Here is a 15,513-nt window from a genome sequence, read left to right as displayed (position 1 = left end):
TTCGCTGCTGCCACAAATTAGCCTGTAAAATTTATGACTCATCATGGATGTTCCGGCAAGTACTGTTTCGGTAATGGTACCTCTTTACTTTCACTTTGCCAGTAAACAGAAAGAATCCACCAGCGTTTTCCATCATTGTACAACTGAATACTGTTGATGCCACGCATAAAAGGCTCAGCATCGGTTGCATTCCGTTTAGCAGCATAGGTGCTGAAACAATGAGCAATTCGTCCATACAGTTCCTGCTTCCTGTAAATCTCCTGTTCAAAAAATCCATTCTTCTCCAGTACGGGTCCGTTACGGGTGATGTAATCTTCTACCGTCATTACCCGTTTTACAATTTCACCCGCAGGTGTAGTACCGGTGGCAATCATTTTCGCTTCAGGTAAAAACAAACTCCGCATGCGGTTCCAGTTCCGTGCCTGGCCTGCAGGTCCGCTGATTACTTCATATAACGCCTTCATAATCGCATCCACACTCTCTACATCTTTGGCAGCAGCCGGAAATGAATCGGTTTGTGCATAACTGTTCCCGTGAACAGACAAGAGTAAAAACAAAACAATTAATAATCGCATAGCAAATATTTTCAGGAAGGTATAGAATCAGGAACACCTGTTTAAAATTATTCCATCAGCGGTTTTGGGTGCTGCAACATTTTTTATGGTACATTTAAGAACCTAAACATAATGCTATGCCTATTCGTATGACCGATGATCCGCAGGATCAACAGGAACAATTTGAAAATGATGGTGGCGGTGGTGGTAATTTCCCCGTTGGTCCGGGAGGTGGTGGAAGAGGTGGCGGTGGATTACTTTCGCTTCTTCCTTTACTTTTCAGTTTATTTCGTGGCGGTGGTGGTAAAGGTATATTTTTATTACTCGCATTGGCAGTGGGTGCTTATTTCTTTTTAGGAAGGGGCGGTTGTAATTTATCCCAACTGGCCGGACTTGCCACCGGTGGTTTTTTAGATCCGCAGCAATTTGAAAAAGCAGAAATCTATGAACCACTCACCGTAGATGATTCGAAAAATCCATTGCCGGAGAGCGCTAATCTGCAACGCTTTTGTCCCACTCCTCAAAACCAGGGTTCGCAGGGCAGTTGTGTGGCATGGAGCAGTGCCTTTGCTGCACAAACCATTTTAGAAAGTGCAAAGTCAGGCCAACAGCCGGATAATGTGGCGTTCTCTCCTTCATCCATGTACAACCAGATTGGTTTGGAAGGTTGCCAGGGTTCTTACATCATCCGTGCAATGGAATTCATGAAGAATACCGGTGGTGTTCCTTATAACGATTTTCCTTATACTGACCAGGATTGCAGCCGCCAGCCTAACCGCAACATGCAGCAGGAAGCGTCGCAGTTCCGCATGCGTGGATTTAACCGCTTAAGTTTAGGCGATCGTAATGATGCAGTTGATCTAAGGGCCATCCGTGAAAATCTCGCCCAGGGGGCACCGGTAGTAATTGGTATGATGGTGGGGCAGAGTTTTATGCAACCCATGATGGGAAAAGATATTTGGGTGCCTGCTCCCGGTGATCAGCAAATGATGGGCTTTGGTGGGCATGCCATGTGTGTAGTGGGTTATGATGATAAGAAATACGGCGGTTCTTTTTTAATCATGAACAGTTGGGGACAGGAGTGGGGCAACAACGGTTTTGCTTGGGTGCGTTATGGTGATTTTCAAACTTATGTGCGTGAAGCTTATGGCGTAAATCCCATGCATGCTTCTAATGATAATGTACAGCAGTTTGCTTGTGAAGTGGGTTTGGTGCAGGTAGAATTTGATGGAAAGAAAACGGTAGCACGTGATTATATTCCATTACGTTCAATTGGCAGTAATCGTTTTGAAACAACAGATCCCGTTCGTCCCGGTACAAAATTTAAAATGGAAATCAAAAACGGAACAGAGTGTTATGTGTATGTGTTCGGGCAGGAAGTGGATGGAACCAGTTATACGCTGTTCCCTTATCCACGAACGGATGATCCTTCCAAAACTAAGTATTCATCGTTTTGTGGTATTACCGGTTACAGGATGTTTCCGAAAGATAAAAGTATGACGCCGGACAGCCTCGGCAACCGTGATGTAATGGCTGTTGTCATAAGCAAAAAAGAATTGGATTGGTATCAACTCAATCAGCAGATCAGTGGTAATCCTTCGCTTGATTATGGTGCCCGTTTCAATAACGCATTGGGTGCATCTCTCATACGTAATGTGAGGTATTCAACTACCGGTAAAGGCAATTTGCGGTTTGATGTAAGTGGTGATGCCAACAATGTAGTAGCTTGTATTGTAGAAGTGAAGAAGTAGTTTTTTGTTACAGGCTTTTTTGCTCATGGCGTCGGTTTTGCGTCGCACTCTTGCACGTTCAGTTCTTTATTCATCAAATTTAAAATTTAAATTTTGCTCTCAAAAAAGTCAGGGCTGTGCTTTGATGGCTTCCCCCTTTGGGGGAAGTCGGAAGGGGGCTGGGAGGCAGTATGAATCCAAACTCAAATCAATTTATTTCCATCATGAGTAGTCCGTTTAAAAGCAGGCTGTTCATGTTTAGCAAATTACCGGCAGCTTATTTTTCAGGAGTTAAAGTTCAACAGCTCACTGCTGAGAAAGCTGTCGTAACGGTGCCGTTCAAATGGTTTTCACAAAATCCTTTTCGTTCAACTTACTTCGCCTGTTTATCTATGGCCGCAGAAATGAGTACAGGCTTGCTTGCCATGATGCAGATTTATCAACGCACGCCTGCAGTAAGTATGCTGGTTGTAAAGGTAGAATCAACCTACTTTAAAAAAGCAATAGGAGTCACATACTTCACCTGTACTGCAGGAAAAGATTTTGAGCAAATTATTGATGATTGTATTGCAGATGGTGAAGCAAGAAGTTATACATCAAAATCAGTTGGTATTAACAAAGAGGGAGAAGTAGTAGCCGAGTTTTTTATCACCTGGTCATTTAAAGCAAGAAAGTAAACCCGGAATATTGAAAGGTTCATTTTCAAATTTTCAAATCATCAAATTTTCAAATTGTATATGAAAATTTCTTTCCACGGTGCTGCCAGGGTAGTAACAGGCAGTAAACATCTTATCACACTTACTAATGGCAAAAAGCTGTTGCTTGATTGCGGTATGTTCCAGGGTATGGGTAAAGACACAGATGCCATGAACCGGCATTGGGGTTTTGATCCGGAGCAGGTTGAGTATATGATCCTGAGTCATGCACACATTGATCACAGCGGTTTAATACCGAAACTCATTGCCGATGGTTACAAAGGCAAAATCCATTGTACCAATGCTACAAAAGATTTAACGGCTGTATTGCTGGAAGACAGTGCCGAAATCCAGGAAGATGATGTGAAGTATGAAAACAAACGGCGGGCTGCCATGGGCATGCCGTATCTCAAACCGCTTTATACTATTGATGATGCCAAAAGAGCGGTGGATCGTTTGCTGCCCAAAGAATACAACGAGTGGTTTAAAGTGAGTGATGATATTGAAGCCATGTTTACAGATGCCGGTCATATCATCGGCAGTGCCTGTGTGCATTTAAAAATTACAGAAAACGGAAAAGTAAAGCGCATCACCTTCAGTGGTGATATTGGCCGTTACAGGGATGTGATTTTAAAATCACCGCAAAATTTTCCGCAGGCAGATGTCATCATCATGGAATCTACCTATGGTAATAGTCTGCATGACAATGCTGTTTCAACTCCTGATCAGTTGCTGCACTGGATTCAGAAAGCATGTGTTGAGAAAAAAGGAAAACTCATCATCCCTGCATTCAGTGTGGGGCGCACACAGGAGCTCTTATATGATTTGAATCAATTGGAACTGGAACGTCGCTTGCCGGAATTGGAATACTATGTAGATAGTCCCTTAAGTGTAGATGCAACGCATATTGTAAAAAACTATCCTGAATATTTTAATAACCGTATTCAGAAGATTTTGAAAACAGACAATGATCCGTTTGGATTTAAAGGCTTAAAGTTTGTGAAAACGGTTGCGGAATCAAAGATGTTGAATTTCAAAAACGGTCCTTATGTTATCATCAGCGCCAGTGGTATGGCCGATGCAGGAAGAGTCAAACATCATATCAATAATACCATTGAGAGCAGTCGTAATACCATTCTGCTTACAGGTTACTGTGAACCCCGTTCCTTAGGTGGTAAATTGTTGCGTGGTATGAAAGAGGTGAAAATATTTGGGGTAGAAAAGCAGGTGAATGCAGAAGTAGGACAAATCCGCAGCATGAGTGCCCATGGTGATTATGATGATATGTGCCAGTGGCTGGCCTGCCAAAACCCGCAGGAAGTGCAAAAATTATTCCTGGTACATGGTGAGTATGACGTACAGCAATCCTTCCGTGATCGTCTGCATAAAAAAGGCTTTGCGGATATAACCATTCCGGAAATGCATTTCGAGATTGGTATTTAAAAAAGAACCCCGTTACTGAACGGGGTTGATGAATGCGAATGTTGGGTAAACAAAAAAAGGTTAGCAACGGAGATAAGGTCAGCAACGGAAGGTTAGCGTTAAGGGTACGGCGTAAAAGTTTTGGTTTCTATGTTTTTATTGTTTGATGAATCTGGCAGTATTCATTTCTGTACCGTTAACAACCCGTACTATATAATTACCGGAACCAAGAGATTGCACATTGAGTTGTTGAATCTGGGAAGCACGTGCTACCTGCGTACGTTGTACCATTACCCCGTTACTGTTGAAAATTTCGTAAACAGTAGCCTTGTCCTGCCATTGTGCAGGTATCTGTACACGTAATTCTGTAGTTACCGGGTTAGGAAATGTTTGCACCTGAATTTTATTATCTGTTGCAAAACGTACCATTCTTACAGGTGAGTAAGCAAAACGGTCATCTGCATCTACCAGGCGAAGGCGGTAGTAAACAATCTTTGCATTTAAACCTTCTGTATTATCACGATAGTTATAACTTTTTTGAGCACTGGAATTGGATTCAGTCATCATCATCATCACTTTGCTGAAGTTTTTACCATCAGTACTGCGTTCCAGTTCAAAGTGACTGAAGTTTTTATGATCCGTTGTCATCCAGTTCAGATCTACTTTATTGTTGTCTTTAGATACTGCGTTAAAGTTTAATAACGTAAGTGGCAATGAAGCAGGGTTTGAAATTTGAAAATCTTTCATGTAAACACTGTATTGCCTTGCTGCCAGTGAATTATTGGAAACAACAGCGCCAAGACGTACTGTAAACTGGCTGATGTTGTTTTTGCTCACTTTAAACATAACGGCATCTGCAGTTGTATCAATACCAGCATATTCAACACCGCTGATATTTTGTCCATAATAGCGGCCGCTTTTATTCATTACCATAATTTCAGGGGTATTGCTCATGAACACCGCATTACCACCACCGCCTAAGTCAAACTCACAAAATTCTTTCAGGTTATTATTACCATCCAAATCCAGGTTAGTAGCAGTAAAGAGGCCTAAAAATTCTATTGTGTTTGAATTTGCTTTTACAAAACGGATGGTAAACACTGCATAAGAAACTCCAGTACCACCGGATTGAATACGTGGTTGAAAAGCCTCATTAAACCCAACATTCGTTTGGTCTATATCTACTATAGTAGCATTGTTCACCAAACTGTCGATGCGGACTAAAGCATCAATATTGGTATAAACAGATTTAGCTCTATAAATAGCTCCTACCTGTTTATCAGTACCCCCTTCATGTACAAGGTTGACAAACTTTAACTGGGCATTGCTCAGTAAACTGGTAAAAAAGAATTGAACAATCAGAATCGAAGTAAGAATTCTGCCGGAACGGAAAAAAAAGTAAAGAGTTTTCATATTCTCTTATTTGGTACGGTAAATACTGTTGTTTAGTTTCTGTCGGATTATCATTAAGACGTTCTAAGTGGAAAGCCTTAACAACACAAAATTGCTTTCAGTATTCAACATGTACAATAGGAAAATTACGAAGTAGACTATGTTTTTTTACGATACAGTAAAAATACAGGTCATGATGCATTGAAAATCAATCATTCGGCTGCAAAGATTTATTCGCTTCAGCAAATGATCCTCTTGATAAATGACTGATTTAGTAAAGAATTCAGTCTTTCAGGGTCAAAAATTCCGGGTAAAAAAGGTTTGATTTACGGTATGAGTGTGAAGTGGATTTTCGATTTCACACCTAATTTTTACTCTCCGGTAAGAGGTTGCTTTAAACAAAAGGGTGTGTCTTTAGCGGATATTATATGAAACAAAAAATCCCGCCTTTTGGGCGGGACTTAGTACATCAAAGGAGACTATTTCACAACTCTTGACCGGCTGCAGCAGCTTGCCGCCGTGTTTGTGGCATAGCTTCTTGACTATAAATTTTGAAACTATTATATTCACACTTTAAACTACAAACACATGAAACACTTTGCAATTTTATTCCTCGCTTTTACATTTGTTTCCTGCTCTGCTACAAAGAATATTGAAAAGCGAATGAACCAGTACATGGGCTGGAAAAAACATGAGATTATAAGAGAATGGGGTGAACCGGATAAAGATGGTTATGTGGATGGCGTGGGCAAGGTTCTCGGTTACAGTAAATACAAAATTGGTGCTTTTGGTTATGCCTATTACGAAAACACTGTTTTCTTTTTAAACAGTGATTACAGGGTTGATGGCTGGCGTGTGAACAGGGATCCCGTGCCAGTTGATCGCCTGGATATTCGTATCTGGCGATTTTAACCGTTCATCCGTCCCTTACCTTCAATCAGCCAATCCCACGAAAGGTTAAACTGGTTTTTAAACTTCACCAAAAAATCAAAGTGTGGGGTGTGGCGTTTGCGCTCTACTGAAATAATGTAGAACACGTTCTCCTTCATGGCTTCGGCAAGGTGTTCCCTGGTAAGGTTGTTCAGTTCACGGATGAGTTTCACCCGCTCACATATAGCGTTATCGTACTTTTTTGTGTTCACTTGTGTTTGTGTTTGGTGTTACTTCACCAGCTTAATCTCTAACTTATACCCCAATGTTTCGGCCATTATCACCAGCGTTTTCAAGCTGGGGTTGCCCCGGGCCATTTCTGTTGCAATTACGGTGCTCCTACTCACCGGGCATTTCCCCGTGAATACTTCCTGCGACCATCCCCGTATATCTCTTTTCTCACGAAAGGCAAGGCTTATCTCGTGCATCAGTTCTATGAATTTAACCTCAGCTTTGGAGTTTATATCGTAGGTAATTGCCTGGCTTTTTATTGATTCGCTCTGTTTCATAAAATCGTGCCATTTGGTTTAGTGTGTGTTTGATGTGTTCGGTCGTGTCCTTTAATAGCGGGAGTTTGCCACTGATCGTGCCCCGAAACACGATATAAATGCGGTAACAAAGTATGTTTTCCATCATTTTACCGTGTTCCTGCTGTAAAAAAAGTAGTTCCTCATGCTGGGTGCGAAATGTGTAAACCTGCCCAATGTAGAACGGCTGTTTAGTGAATAGAATAAGTTCTACTCCTGGCAATTCCTCCTTATTGTTGAGAAACATGAAATTTGGAAGTTTGGGCAAGCTCATGCGCTGGTTATTTGGGACGTGAAAAATAGGGAGTTTTTTTGTACCCTACCAACAAAAGTTTTGTTTATCGCTGAAATATTGGGCAAGTGCATGCTGTCGCTGCGGTTGGCGGGGGTGTGCGGGGGGTGGTGGGTTATGGTTTGCATGGTTATGTTTTATTTGGGTTATCTAATACGAATCTCTTCGCCGTTTATTTTAATGGTGGCAAGGTGTTGGTGTGGCGGGTTGGTAAGTTTTGGCATATTGATAAACACAATATTTGTTTTGCCAAACTGCCACTCCTGCACATGGCTGTTTGCGTTCTGCCCTACTAATTTTAAAAGACTTGTTAAGCTGGTTTTTGCGGCTTCCTCTTTGTTTGGGAAATGATTAACGGCTTCTGCAATTACCCGGCGAAGGGTGTTGAGCGGGTCGGGGTAAAATGCTGTTTCTTGAACGATTGCCCGCTTTTCGCCGTTGGCTGCGTTACCTGTTTTACCGGCTCCTATACGGAACGGCACAATTATTTGCTTTACTGTTTGCATGGTTGTTATTTTATTTGGTTAACCTTTCTTTTTGTTCTTCAATTATGCGGCGAACACAACCGCCTAAACCTTGAACGGACTTAATGCCACGTTCTGTTCTTATTCTGCCTGCTTTATCAAATTTCAGGTTGAGTAGCTGGGCTATTTCATAGCCTATTGCCACATTTAGTTCAATTTCTTTTCTTTCTTGCGTTGTTACTTCTGTTTGCATTTTGTTTGCGTTTATTGGTTGAATAGTATTGAATCCCTTGTGTTGTTCAGGCGTATTGTCTCAAACGTGCTGCGCTCAATAGACTGAACAAATAAGGCTGTTTTTGGGTTGCTGGTGCAGTATGTTTCCTGCACCGTTTTTATAAACTCTGCCTTTGTTTTTGCTTCGGGTGTAACCAAGTGGGCAAAGTTGCGTATCTGGTCAATGAATAGGGGGTTTAAGTTTGTGGGGTTCATGTTAAATAGTTTTCAGTTGATAATTTAACGCCTGCACGTTCTGAAGTGTCGTATCGTACTGGTTAGCCCAAAAAATCGCCGTTTCATTGTCGCCTGACTGGTCGGCCTGTGTTATGAACTGGCGGCATGTTTTTAAATAGTTTTTAGCCGTGTTCAGGTCACGATTGAGGGCTGTAATTAGTTTAGTCCGCAAAGTGTCGGGGGTGTGGGTTGTGTGTTGCATTGTGAATTGTTTAATTGTTAGTATTTATATTTCAAAAAGAACTGTTGGTTTGTATTGGTGCGCTGGGTTGCTTTTCTTTTGGTATGCTCTGCCTGTCTGCCTTTCCTGGTAGGCTGTTTGTTCTTTTGCTTCATACAGTGGATAACCTTTTAACTCTGCCACTTTTTTATTGAACATAGCCCAAACATCATCACTCATAAATTCAAAGTGCATATTTCCGTTTTTGTACCCCTTGTATTTGAAAAATTCGCTTTCGTACCAATCGCCGTAAATATTGCGCCTTATGCTTCCATTTAATGTTTGGATGGTATCATAATTTTTTCCCGTTATGTAACACAATGCCTTTTCAAAGTCTGGCACAATACCATCATAACTGCTTCTGAGGTTGCTATAATCTTGTGAAGTGTAGCCATATTCTTTGGCGGGTCTTATCATGTTTGGAAGTATAAATTTTTTACCTACCAAAAAATGACTGTTTGTTTTCCATCCTTTTACGTTGTGCCGGTTGTCGTGGTGGTGCTCTGTAACCCTGTCGAAAACTTCCAAAATTGCTTTATTCATGCGCTGCCCTGCCGTTTGTACAACTATATCCAGCATCACATAAATATTTCTCATTGTGAAGGGAATGTTTGTTTGCTGTTCTACAAACTTGTTTATGTCCTCCTTTACTCCTCTGGTGGTGTATTTTGTTAAGTTCATTTTATTAAAAATGAATGCCCAGCCTGCTTTTTGAAGGTCTTTTTTAAACTCGTTCCTCAGCTTTGCCGCTCCGTTCTCTGTGCAGGTAAATGTTAAGGATTCGCCGTAAAATCCACTTAGTAAACTGTTCATTTTTTTACCTGTGTTCAGGTGTTCATCATACAGTTTCACGGCTGCAACGTATCTGTTTACTAAGTCTCTTACTACGTTGTAACTCATGAGGCCGGGCGTGTTTCCGCTTTCTTCTGGTTCATCATCCATAAAAAAGCCTTCAAACTCTTGCGAATAGTTTTCGCCTGGTTTGTTTATGGTTATCATTGCAACGTTTACGCCTGTTTGTCTTTCGGCGTTATTAAAACAATTTTCGAGGTTTACAATATTCCCGTGTTGCTGAATAATAGAAAATAATTCCTTGCGGCTTTGTGAATAGGTATTTTTAACTGTTTCAGCATTTAATAAAGAAACTATTTTGCAACCTGCGGGGGCTATGTTGTAAGCATGAAGTAAATGTTCTGCGCCTCTGCTAAATGGCGGGTTCATTATTATGCTGTTAACGTGGCTTATCTGTTCGCTGGTAACGGTCAAAAAATCGTCTGCAATATGTTTACATTTGCTTTTTATTATCAGCTTTAGCCGTGAATCATTTTCGCAGGCTATAACATTTGCGCCGTGTTCCTGTAAATAGTCAACTATTGCACCACTTCCGGCGGATGGTTCCAATATTGTTTTACCTTCTAACTCTATGCCTGCGGTCATCTGTTCAATGACTTGCAAGGGGGTTGGGAAAAAATCAGCGTTAAACATTTTTTTGTGGTTTTTGGTTAATTTAAAAGCATTTGCATAGCGGTGTTTTGCTCTGGCTCTGTTTCTCCTATCAATTCGCTGATGTAGTCGGTAATGTGTTGAATGGAGGGGTTAAAATCGCCGTTGTTCACTCTGTCGGTTATGTCAACACGGCAAATTTCTGTTTCATGGCCCTGTAGTTTTATTTCACATTTTACCTTTGTATATCCTCCGTTCTGTCCTCTCTCGTTTGTTTGCCATAAGATGAAAAAAGCTTTTTGAACGTCCTGCCATGTATAAAATGTTGTTTCGTTAAAAATTGCGCCTTCAATCATCCTGCCTTCGTGCCACAATATTTTTAAACTTTCCAGGTTTAAGGTATTATTTTCAGGAACGGGTAAAATATCGGATTCATTAACGGGGGCCGCTTTCGGGCTTTCTTGCTCCTGCTCAACGGCTGGCGTTTCGGGTGCCTGTTCTTCTGTTTGCTTGTTGGCTATAAAATAGGATTTTACTGCTTCCAGTCTTTTTTTGCTGAAAATTATACCCCTGCCACACTTTAAAAATTTATTGTAGCTGCCGCCTAACTCGATCAGGTTGTCGTAATGCGCTGAAAATTCACCGATAACGGCAAATGATTTTTCTGAATAATCAACTATTTGAATTTTACCGGCGGGGGCTGCTGTTGGTTGCTCTGTAGTTGGCTGTTCCTCTTGTGGTGTTTCAAAAGTTATTTTAAAAAAATCACGGCTATTGTTATCGTCGTTTATTGCTACAGTTAGCCCTGTGTAATTGTGTGGCACGTTGGTATTGTATAAAAGCTGGCGGGCTTCTGCTTCCGGGCTGCGCCTGTAGTCGTTTAGTTCATCGTCTTTGTACTTTTTCAAATGGATTAACTGCGCTTTTACTTCATTTTCTAACTCGTCAGAAATGCGGCGGTGCTCCTGTACGTATTTTGCTTGGGGGATGTCGTCCCGGTGGTTGCTGTTTTCGTATATGTCATTCATGCCGTCAAAATGGCCGTACTGGTATTTTGATGTAATAGCCTCCACTTGCTTTGTCGTTGGTCCGTCTGTCCAGGATATATCAACACTATTGCCCCCTGCGAAGCTGTCGGATGTAACTGAAAATTTGATGCAGGGGAAATATTTTTTTAACTCCTGTTTGATTGCGGCGCTGGCTGCGGCGTGGCTGCTTTTGTAGCCTTTATTCTTTTCTTTCTGTTCTGCTTTCCTTGTTTCCCGTCTGTCTGCCGTTTCTTTTAATGCTTCAATTTTAGCGGCCAATTGTTCCGGGGTCTTGTATCTAAAAAAATCCGTGTGGTTTGCTGCTGTTCCCCAAAAAGTTTTTAAAAGCAAGTCGGCGGGGTGGCTAAATACTATTAAATTTTTATACTCTGTTTTTTGGTAGCCTTGTTTTATTAGGCTGTCAAACTGAATTTGTCGGCCTTGCTCTCTGTCGGATTTTGTTAAAAGTCTCATTGTGTTTAATTTAATTGTTAGGGGAAGGGGTTATCTGAATAATGCTACTATCTTATCAGTAGTAGTTGGCTCGTTTGGGTCGTTTGCATCCACGTTAAACCCGTGCGCCTGCATAGCCGTTTCGATAGCCTGGTCGCTGCCTTCGGATTGCTGTGCAGCCTTAATAGCGTGTAAATAATTAAGCTGTGCGGCCGTAATTCCTGCCATCAGCATAAAAGCACCAATAAATAAACAGGTAACTATCTTTTTCATCTTCTTATCCCTGACTTATTAACCGTTTCGGCTCGGCTTTAGTAATGTTAAAACGTAATTGCACAACAATATTAGTGTAATATATCACACTTTACAACAAATAACAGGATGAACGGCAAAATAAAATGATGAACGGTAAATATTACTTCTTCATCCTTTTTTTTGCCAATTTAACCAGGTAAGCGGCTGCATCTTCAAGCTCCTTCAACCGATTAACTCCCGCTATTGTGATCTGATAAACGTACTGCGGACGGCTCTTGCCGGTCTCAATACGATCAAGGTAACCCAACTCAATTAGTTTCTCAGTCCTTGCCTTCAATTGCTTGTGAGTAGCTGAGTATAACACATTAGTAAACCGTGCAGGCACATAGTACAGGGGTCGGGGTTGGTCTTTGGTAACCAGGTAAAAGCAATACAGCAAGTCAATATACTGCCTACTGAATCTGTCATGCCTCAATCTGTTGGCACGTTTCAAAGCAGCAGTTAAGATCATCATATTAAGAATATTTATATCTTTCATGTATGCCGTGCCTTTGTTTGTGTTGTGTTTTGCTAAGGTACATTATGTGTTTACTTCATTCATCCATCCACACAACTATTTTTTTGAAATGGTTGCATCGGTAACGGTTTCGATTACAACTATCAGTCATTTTTCCCTTTGTTTTACCCCGTGAAACGTTTAATATATCATACTTTTCAATTTGCTTTTCATAACTGATTGATAATTAGCTTTTTGCAAATTAGCTTTGCGTCGTATAACTTCAATTATGTTAAATAGAATGCGATTTTGAAACAGTTTGGAAGCGACCCCACCCGGTTTGAAATTTCCTGTTTCCCTGCGCTGTTATGCCCCTAGTTCATAACTATACACCCCAACTGTCCACTCACATTGGTGATTTTTGGGGAAATGAGATGGTACAAAATGTGTTGATTAGGGGAGTGATTTTTTGATCTGCTGCTGCGACATTGAAAATTGACTATGCCTCTGTGAGTTATTTTAAGGCTCATGGCTGGGTTTTGTTAAGAAATGAGGGGTTGATAAGGGATTGGGGTGAGATAGCGGGAATTTGGGGTATTTCTGTTAATTGTAGAGGGATTATGGTAATACGGGTGTAGTCTGGTTGGGGTATGTGTTTTTTATTTATTAATCTGCCTTTCCTCTCCTCTGCTGCTGTTTGAGGATGGGGATAGGGGTATGCTATGTTGGTAGGGATGCTAAGGGTTCAAAATGTATAATCCGGGCAGTTTGAGTAAAATAGGGCAGGTTTCTGGCGAGTGTAATATATTACACACCCACCGACTGTATAGATTAGATAAAGAAGTTGTAAATCCTTACTGGTATTGGGTTTGCGGGGAGAAAATGTAACCTATTATTACAAAAGTCGAAACAATAGGTTACAAAACTCGAAATGAGGGGTTACGTTTGTGTAATATATTACACTTTTGGGGGTTTCTGGCAGGTATAATATATTACACATTGTTGTAGTTATGGGTTACGTTTTGTAAGTTTGTTTTTTGGTACAAAATGTAGCTTGATAAATACAAAACTCATGAAAGTAAAAGATTTGAAAAAAATGTTAGAGGATGCCGATGATGAGGCATTGGTACTCATCCCTTCCAAAAATGAGTTTGACGGAGTGTTTTACAGCCCATGTACAGAGGATTCGGGTATTGCAGAAATGGGATTGTACCCTGACCAAGAAGATGAGGCAGAGGCTAACCTACTTGATAAGAAAACAACGGAAGTTTCATTTGTTCTTGTGCCATGTGGTTTTTTTGAAGAAAAGGATCACATGTATGAGATGAATTAATATAAACTACAAACACAAAACACATGACAAACGGAGATGATTTAGTAACACCTTACGCATGGAAGCAAGGTGCAGATGGTAAGACACCTGTAATCAATGACAATACCAATGCTCTTACCAAGCGTGAATACTTTGCTGCTATAACCCCAATAACCATTGATGATATTCCTTTGCCTATTGCAAAATTAATCATGGGTAACAAACCGCCAGATGAAACTATGGAGAACGTGTTGTGGTGGGCTGATGCAGAGGCAAGGTACAAGGTTATTAAGGCAGACGCATTAATCAAAGCATTAAACGAACAACCATGACGCATAAAGAAAAAGTAAGTAAGATCATTGAACACGTTGAGGGCAAGTTGCCCGTGTTCTTCAATCAGGGCAATTATCCAATGGTTAAGATTGGGAAGGCGGCAATGGAAGTGATAGGCATTGAGAAGCATGGCACCATGTACAGGGCGCTGATGGAAGGGCGGATGAGTATTCCGCTGGTAGCAAGTGAGGCGGTATGCGATGCAATTAATTCACAGTTAAAACTTTGGTAACAATGATACACATTACAAAAGCAAAAGGCGGTTTTATGGTGGTAATGCTTGCCTCAAACAAAAAAGTCCTTTCCACCAGCGAAATATTTACAACAAAAGCCTCTGCGCATAAAAACGTTGCAGCACAAGTGGCGGTTATGGGTGATTTTGATACCGTGATCGGCTACCGGGATGATACCACAAAAATTCCTCAGTATTGGCTGGTTGGAACTTTTCAGAAAAGAAAGCGGATAAAAACAGAAGAACCCTTCCCCGTGTACAAACCACAACGTAAAAAAACAAAATAAACAATATGCTGAAAGCTCAAATTATCGGCCACCTTGGTCAAGATGCAACTGTAAATAATGTAAATGGTAAACAGGTAATTAATTTTTCTGTGGCTCACTCCGAAACGTGGAAAGACACTACGGGCGAAAAGAAAAGTAAGACGGTATGGGTGAGTTGTTCTTATTGGACGGATAAAACCGGGTTGGTGCCTTACCTCACCAAAGGGACGCAGGTGTATGTGGAAGGAATGCCGGAAGCAAGGACGTATGCGAAGAATGATGGTACTACGGTGGCCCAACTGCAGTTGCGTGTTGGTACGGTGCAGTTACTTTCATCCGGAAATAATAATGCTGCAGGCAATGACGACTCAGATAATACCCCCGAAAGGCAATACGAGCCCGTAACGCAGCAGCAGATGGGATCAGGTTATGTACAGAGGGACGGGTATTAGTGGTGAGATTGTAGATGATTTGCCGTTTTAATGACTGCCTTACGAATCAGTATTGGCGAAGGCAGGGCAATAGCGAACCGTCAGCCGAAATAACAAACTAAAGTAAAATTATTATTCAAAATGTTGAGATTAAGAACGTCCAGCCAAACTATTGCCAATGCAATGTTAGCTGCCGTTTTTTGTCAAGACGCAAACCGCAAAATAAAATGGCAAAACCAATTTGCGTTATCAAAGTAGATAACAAACTCGGAACATTTACCCCTATTTATCAAATCCAAAGTTTACTGGATGATAGACTTAATGATTACCATGTTTTAGTTGTCCCATTCGAGCAGCCTGCTGACGAATATCACGAACCAATGCAAGTGCAGGTTTTTCACGAAAAAGACTTTACGGAAATTCAATACGCTGAACTTAAAAAGATTATATCTGATGCAGTAGAGACTGTCGCACCGAATGGCAGCTAACGTGCCGGGGCTTTGCGGTCGTTGCCGAATTAGAATTACT

Annotated in this window: 20 protein-coding genes; 10 read left to right on the top strand and 10 right to left on the bottom strand. The window is 41.1% G+C overall.

What is annotated here, in order from left to right; all coding sequences use genetic code 11:
• Positions 1-41: 41 nt before the first annotated feature.
• Positions 42-575, bottom strand: coding sequence for a hypothetical protein (locus PDL71_RS15690; protein WP_407522750.1), 534 nt, complete (start codon positions 573-575; stop codon positions 42-44).
• A gap of 116 nt (positions 576-691) precedes the next feature.
• Here PDL71_RS15690 and PDL71_RS15685 point away from each other — a divergent pair, with 116 nt between their 5' ends.
• From PDL71_RS15685 to PDL71_RS15675, 3 genes are all read left to right on the top strand, one after another.
• Positions 692-2,305 (top strand): C1 family peptidase, encoded by a 1,614-nt coding sequence (locus tag PDL71_RS15685; protein ID WP_407522748.1) that lies wholly within the window; start codon positions 692-694, stop codon positions 2,303-2,305.
• Positions 2,306-2,538: 233 nt separating this feature from the next.
• Positions 2,539-2,961: a DUF4442 domain-containing protein gene (locus PDL71_RS15680; protein ID WP_407522746.1), complete on the top strand. Its 423-nt coding sequence runs from the start codon at positions 2,539-2,541 to the stop codon at positions 2,959-2,961.
• Positions 2,962-3,021: 60 nt separating this feature from the next.
• Positions 3,022-4,422, top strand: coding sequence for an MBL fold metallo-hydrolase (locus PDL71_RS15675; RefSeq protein ID WP_407522744.1), 1,401 nt, complete (start codon positions 3,022-3,024; stop codon positions 4,420-4,422).
• Between the two features lie 135 nt (positions 4,423-4,557).
• On the opposite strand, the gene PDL71_RS15670 is transcribed toward PDL71_RS15675, so the two are convergent.
• Complete coding sequence (locus PDL71_RS15670; RefSeq protein WP_407522742.1) at positions 4,558-5,814, bottom strand: T9SS type A sorting domain-containing protein; 1,257 nt, start codon at positions 5,812-5,814, stop codon at positions 4,558-4,560.
• 567 nt (positions 5,815-6,381) lie between these two features.
• Here PDL71_RS15670 and PDL71_RS15665 point away from each other — a divergent pair.
• Positions 6,382-6,705 (top strand): hypothetical protein, encoded by a 324-nt coding sequence (locus PDL71_RS15665; RefSeq protein ID WP_407522740.1) that lies wholly within the window; start codon positions 6,382-6,384, stop codon positions 6,703-6,705.
• Here the strand turns inward: PDL71_RS15665 and PDL71_RS15660 are convergent.
• The 8 genes from PDL71_RS15660 to PDL71_RS15625 form a co-directional block, all read right to left on the bottom strand.
• A complete protein-coding gene (locus PDL71_RS15660) occupies positions 6,702-6,935 on the bottom strand; it encodes a helix-turn-helix domain-containing protein (protein ID WP_407522738.1) in 234 nt (77 codons plus the stop codon). The two genes, PDL71_RS15665 and PDL71_RS15660, sit on opposite strands and share 4 nt — an antisense overlap.
• A gap of 18 nt (positions 6,936-6,953) precedes the next feature.
• A complete protein-coding gene (locus tag PDL71_RS15655; RefSeq protein WP_407522736.1) occupies positions 6,954-7,232 on the bottom strand; it encodes a helix-turn-helix transcriptional regulator in 279 nt (92 codons plus the stop codon).
• Between the two features lie 456 nt (positions 7,233-7,688).
• Positions 7,689-8,048, bottom strand: coding sequence for a hypothetical protein (locus PDL71_RS15650; protein WP_407522734.1), 360 nt, complete (start codon positions 8,046-8,048; stop codon positions 7,689-7,691).
• A 10-nt stretch (positions 8,049-8,058) separates the two neighbouring features.
• Entirely contained in the window at positions 8,059-8,259 is a 201-nt protein-coding gene (locus PDL71_RS15645) for a hypothetical protein (protein WP_407522732.1), read from the bottom strand.
• Between the two features lie 237 nt (positions 8,260-8,496).
• Positions 8,497-8,718 (bottom strand): hypothetical protein, encoded by a 222-nt coding sequence (locus tag PDL71_RS15640; protein WP_407522730.1) that lies wholly within the window; start codon positions 8,716-8,718, stop codon positions 8,497-8,499.
• A gap of 24 nt (positions 8,719-8,742) precedes the next feature.
• Positions 8,743-10,221: a DUF4942 domain-containing protein gene (locus PDL71_RS15635; RefSeq protein ID WP_407522728.1), complete on the bottom strand. Its 1,479-nt coding sequence runs from the start codon at positions 10,219-10,221 to the stop codon at positions 8,743-8,745.
• 17 nt (positions 10,222-10,238) lie between these two features.
• The gene (locus PDL71_RS15630; RefSeq protein WP_407522726.1) at positions 10,239-11,681 is read right to left on the bottom strand and encodes an LPD29 domain-containing protein; all 1,443 of its coding nucleotides are present in this window, start codon (positions 11,679-11,681) and stop codon (positions 10,239-10,241) included.
• A gap of 30 nt (positions 11,682-11,711) precedes the next feature.
• Entirely contained in the window at positions 11,712-11,933 is a 222-nt protein-coding gene (locus PDL71_RS15625) for a hypothetical protein (RefSeq protein WP_407522724.1), read from the bottom strand.
• 1,550 nt (positions 11,934-13,483) lie between these two features.
• Between PDL71_RS15625 and PDL71_RS15620 the strand changes: the two genes are divergently transcribed.
• From PDL71_RS15620 to PDL71_RS15595, 6 genes are all read left to right on the top strand, one after another.
• Positions 13,484-13,744, top strand: a complete 261-nt coding sequence (locus tag PDL71_RS15620) for a hypothetical protein (RefSeq protein WP_407522722.1) — start codon at positions 13,484-13,486, stop codon at positions 13,742-13,744.
• A gap of 23 nt (positions 13,745-13,767) precedes the next feature.
• On the top strand, positions 13,768-14,055 hold the full coding sequence (locus tag PDL71_RS15615; protein WP_407522720.1) for a hypothetical protein: 288 nt from the start codon (positions 13,768-13,770) through the stop codon (positions 14,053-14,055).
• Positions 14,052-14,288, top strand: coding sequence for a hypothetical protein (locus PDL71_RS15610; protein ID WP_407522718.1), 237 nt, complete (start codon positions 14,052-14,054; stop codon positions 14,286-14,288). Before PDL71_RS15615 ends, PDL71_RS15610 begins: the two co-directional genes overlap by 4 nt.
• 2 nt (positions 14,289-14,290) lie before the next feature.
• Entirely contained in the window at positions 14,291-14,575 is a 285-nt protein-coding gene (locus PDL71_RS15605) for a hypothetical protein (RefSeq protein ID WP_407522716.1), read from the top strand.
• A gap of 5 nt (positions 14,576-14,580) precedes the next feature.
• Positions 14,581-15,006: a single-stranded DNA-binding protein gene (locus PDL71_RS15600; RefSeq protein ID WP_407522714.1), complete on the top strand. Its 426-nt coding sequence runs from the start codon at positions 14,581-14,583 to the stop codon at positions 15,004-15,006.
• A gap of 206 nt (positions 15,007-15,212) precedes the next feature.
• Complete coding sequence (locus tag PDL71_RS15595) at positions 15,213-15,473, top strand: hypothetical protein (protein WP_407522712.1); 261 nt, start codon at positions 15,213-15,215, stop codon at positions 15,471-15,473.
• Positions 15,474-15,513: the final 40 nt, after the last annotated feature.

The sequence above is a fragment of the Lacibacter sp. MH-610 genome, from assembly GCF_045780045.1.
Taxonomy (GTDB): domain Bacteria; phylum Bacteroidota; class Bacteroidia; order Chitinophagales; family Chitinophagaceae; genus Lacibacter.
The sequence above is the reverse complement of the archived record's forward strand: the minus strand, read 5'-3'. Positions and strand labels throughout refer to the sequence as shown.

Coding starts and splice junctions, on each gene's coding strand:
- PDL71_RS15690 (WP_407522750.1), bottom strand. CDS start 575: ATGCGATTATTAATTGTTTTGTTTTTACTCTTGTCTGTTCACGGGAAC.
- PDL71_RS15630 (WP_407522726.1), bottom strand. CDS start 11,681: ATGAGACTTTTAACAAAATCCGACAGAGAGCAAGGCCGACAAATTCAG.
- PDL71_RS15680 (WP_407522746.1), top strand. CDS start 2,539: ATGTTTAGCAAATTACCGGCAGCTTATTTTTCAGGAGTTAAAGTTCAA.
- PDL71_RS15655 (WP_407522736.1), bottom strand. CDS start 7,232: ATGAAACAGAGCGAATCAATAAAAAGCCAGGCAATTACCTACGATATA.
- PDL71_RS15685 (WP_407522748.1), top strand. CDS start 692: ATGCCTATTCGTATGACCGATGATCCGCAGGATCAACAGGAACAATTT.
- PDL71_RS15610 (WP_407522718.1), top strand. CDS start 14,052: ATGACGCATAAAGAAAAAGTAAGTAAGATCATTGAACACGTTGAGGGC.
- PDL71_RS15640 (WP_407522730.1), bottom strand. CDS start 8,718: ATGCAACACACAACCCACACCCCCGACACTTTGCGGACTAAACTAATT.
- PDL71_RS15650 (WP_407522734.1), bottom strand. CDS start 8,048: ATGCAAACAGTAAAGCAAATAATTGTGCCGTTCCGTATAGGAGCCGGT.
- PDL71_RS15670 (WP_407522742.1), bottom strand. CDS start 5,814: ATGAAAACTCTTTACTTTTTTTTCCGTTCCGGCAGAATTCTTACTTCG.
- PDL71_RS15635 (WP_407522728.1), bottom strand. CDS start 10,221: ATGTTTAACGCTGATTTTTTCCCAACCCCCTTGCAAGTCATTGAACAG.
- PDL71_RS15615 (WP_407522720.1), top strand. CDS start 13,768: ATGACAAACGGAGATGATTTAGTAACACCTTACGCATGGAAGCAAGGT.
- PDL71_RS15675 (WP_407522744.1), top strand. CDS start 3,022: ATGAAAATTTCTTTCCACGGTGCTGCCAGGGTAGTAACAGGCAGTAAA.
- PDL71_RS15605 (WP_407522716.1), top strand. CDS start 14,291: ATGATACACATTACAAAAGCAAAAGGCGGTTTTATGGTGGTAATGCTT.
- PDL71_RS15595 (WP_407522712.1), top strand. CDS start 15,213: ATGGCAAAACCAATTTGCGTTATCAAAGTAGATAACAAACTCGGAACA.
- PDL71_RS15645 (WP_407522732.1), bottom strand. CDS start 8,259: ATGCAAACAGAAGTAACAACGCAAGAAAGAAAAGAAATTGAACTAAAT.
- PDL71_RS15625 (WP_407522724.1), bottom strand. CDS start 11,933: ATGAAAAAGATAGTTACCTGTTTATTTATTGGTGCTTTTATGCTGATG.
- PDL71_RS15620 (WP_407522722.1), top strand. CDS start 13,484: ATGAAAGTAAAAGATTTGAAAAAAATGTTAGAGGATGCCGATGATGAG.
- PDL71_RS15600 (WP_407522714.1), top strand. CDS start 14,581: ATGCTGAAAGCTCAAATTATCGGCCACCTTGGTCAAGATGCAACTGTA.
- PDL71_RS15665 (WP_407522740.1), top strand. CDS start 6,382: ATGAAACACTTTGCAATTTTATTCCTCGCTTTTACATTTGTTTCCTGC.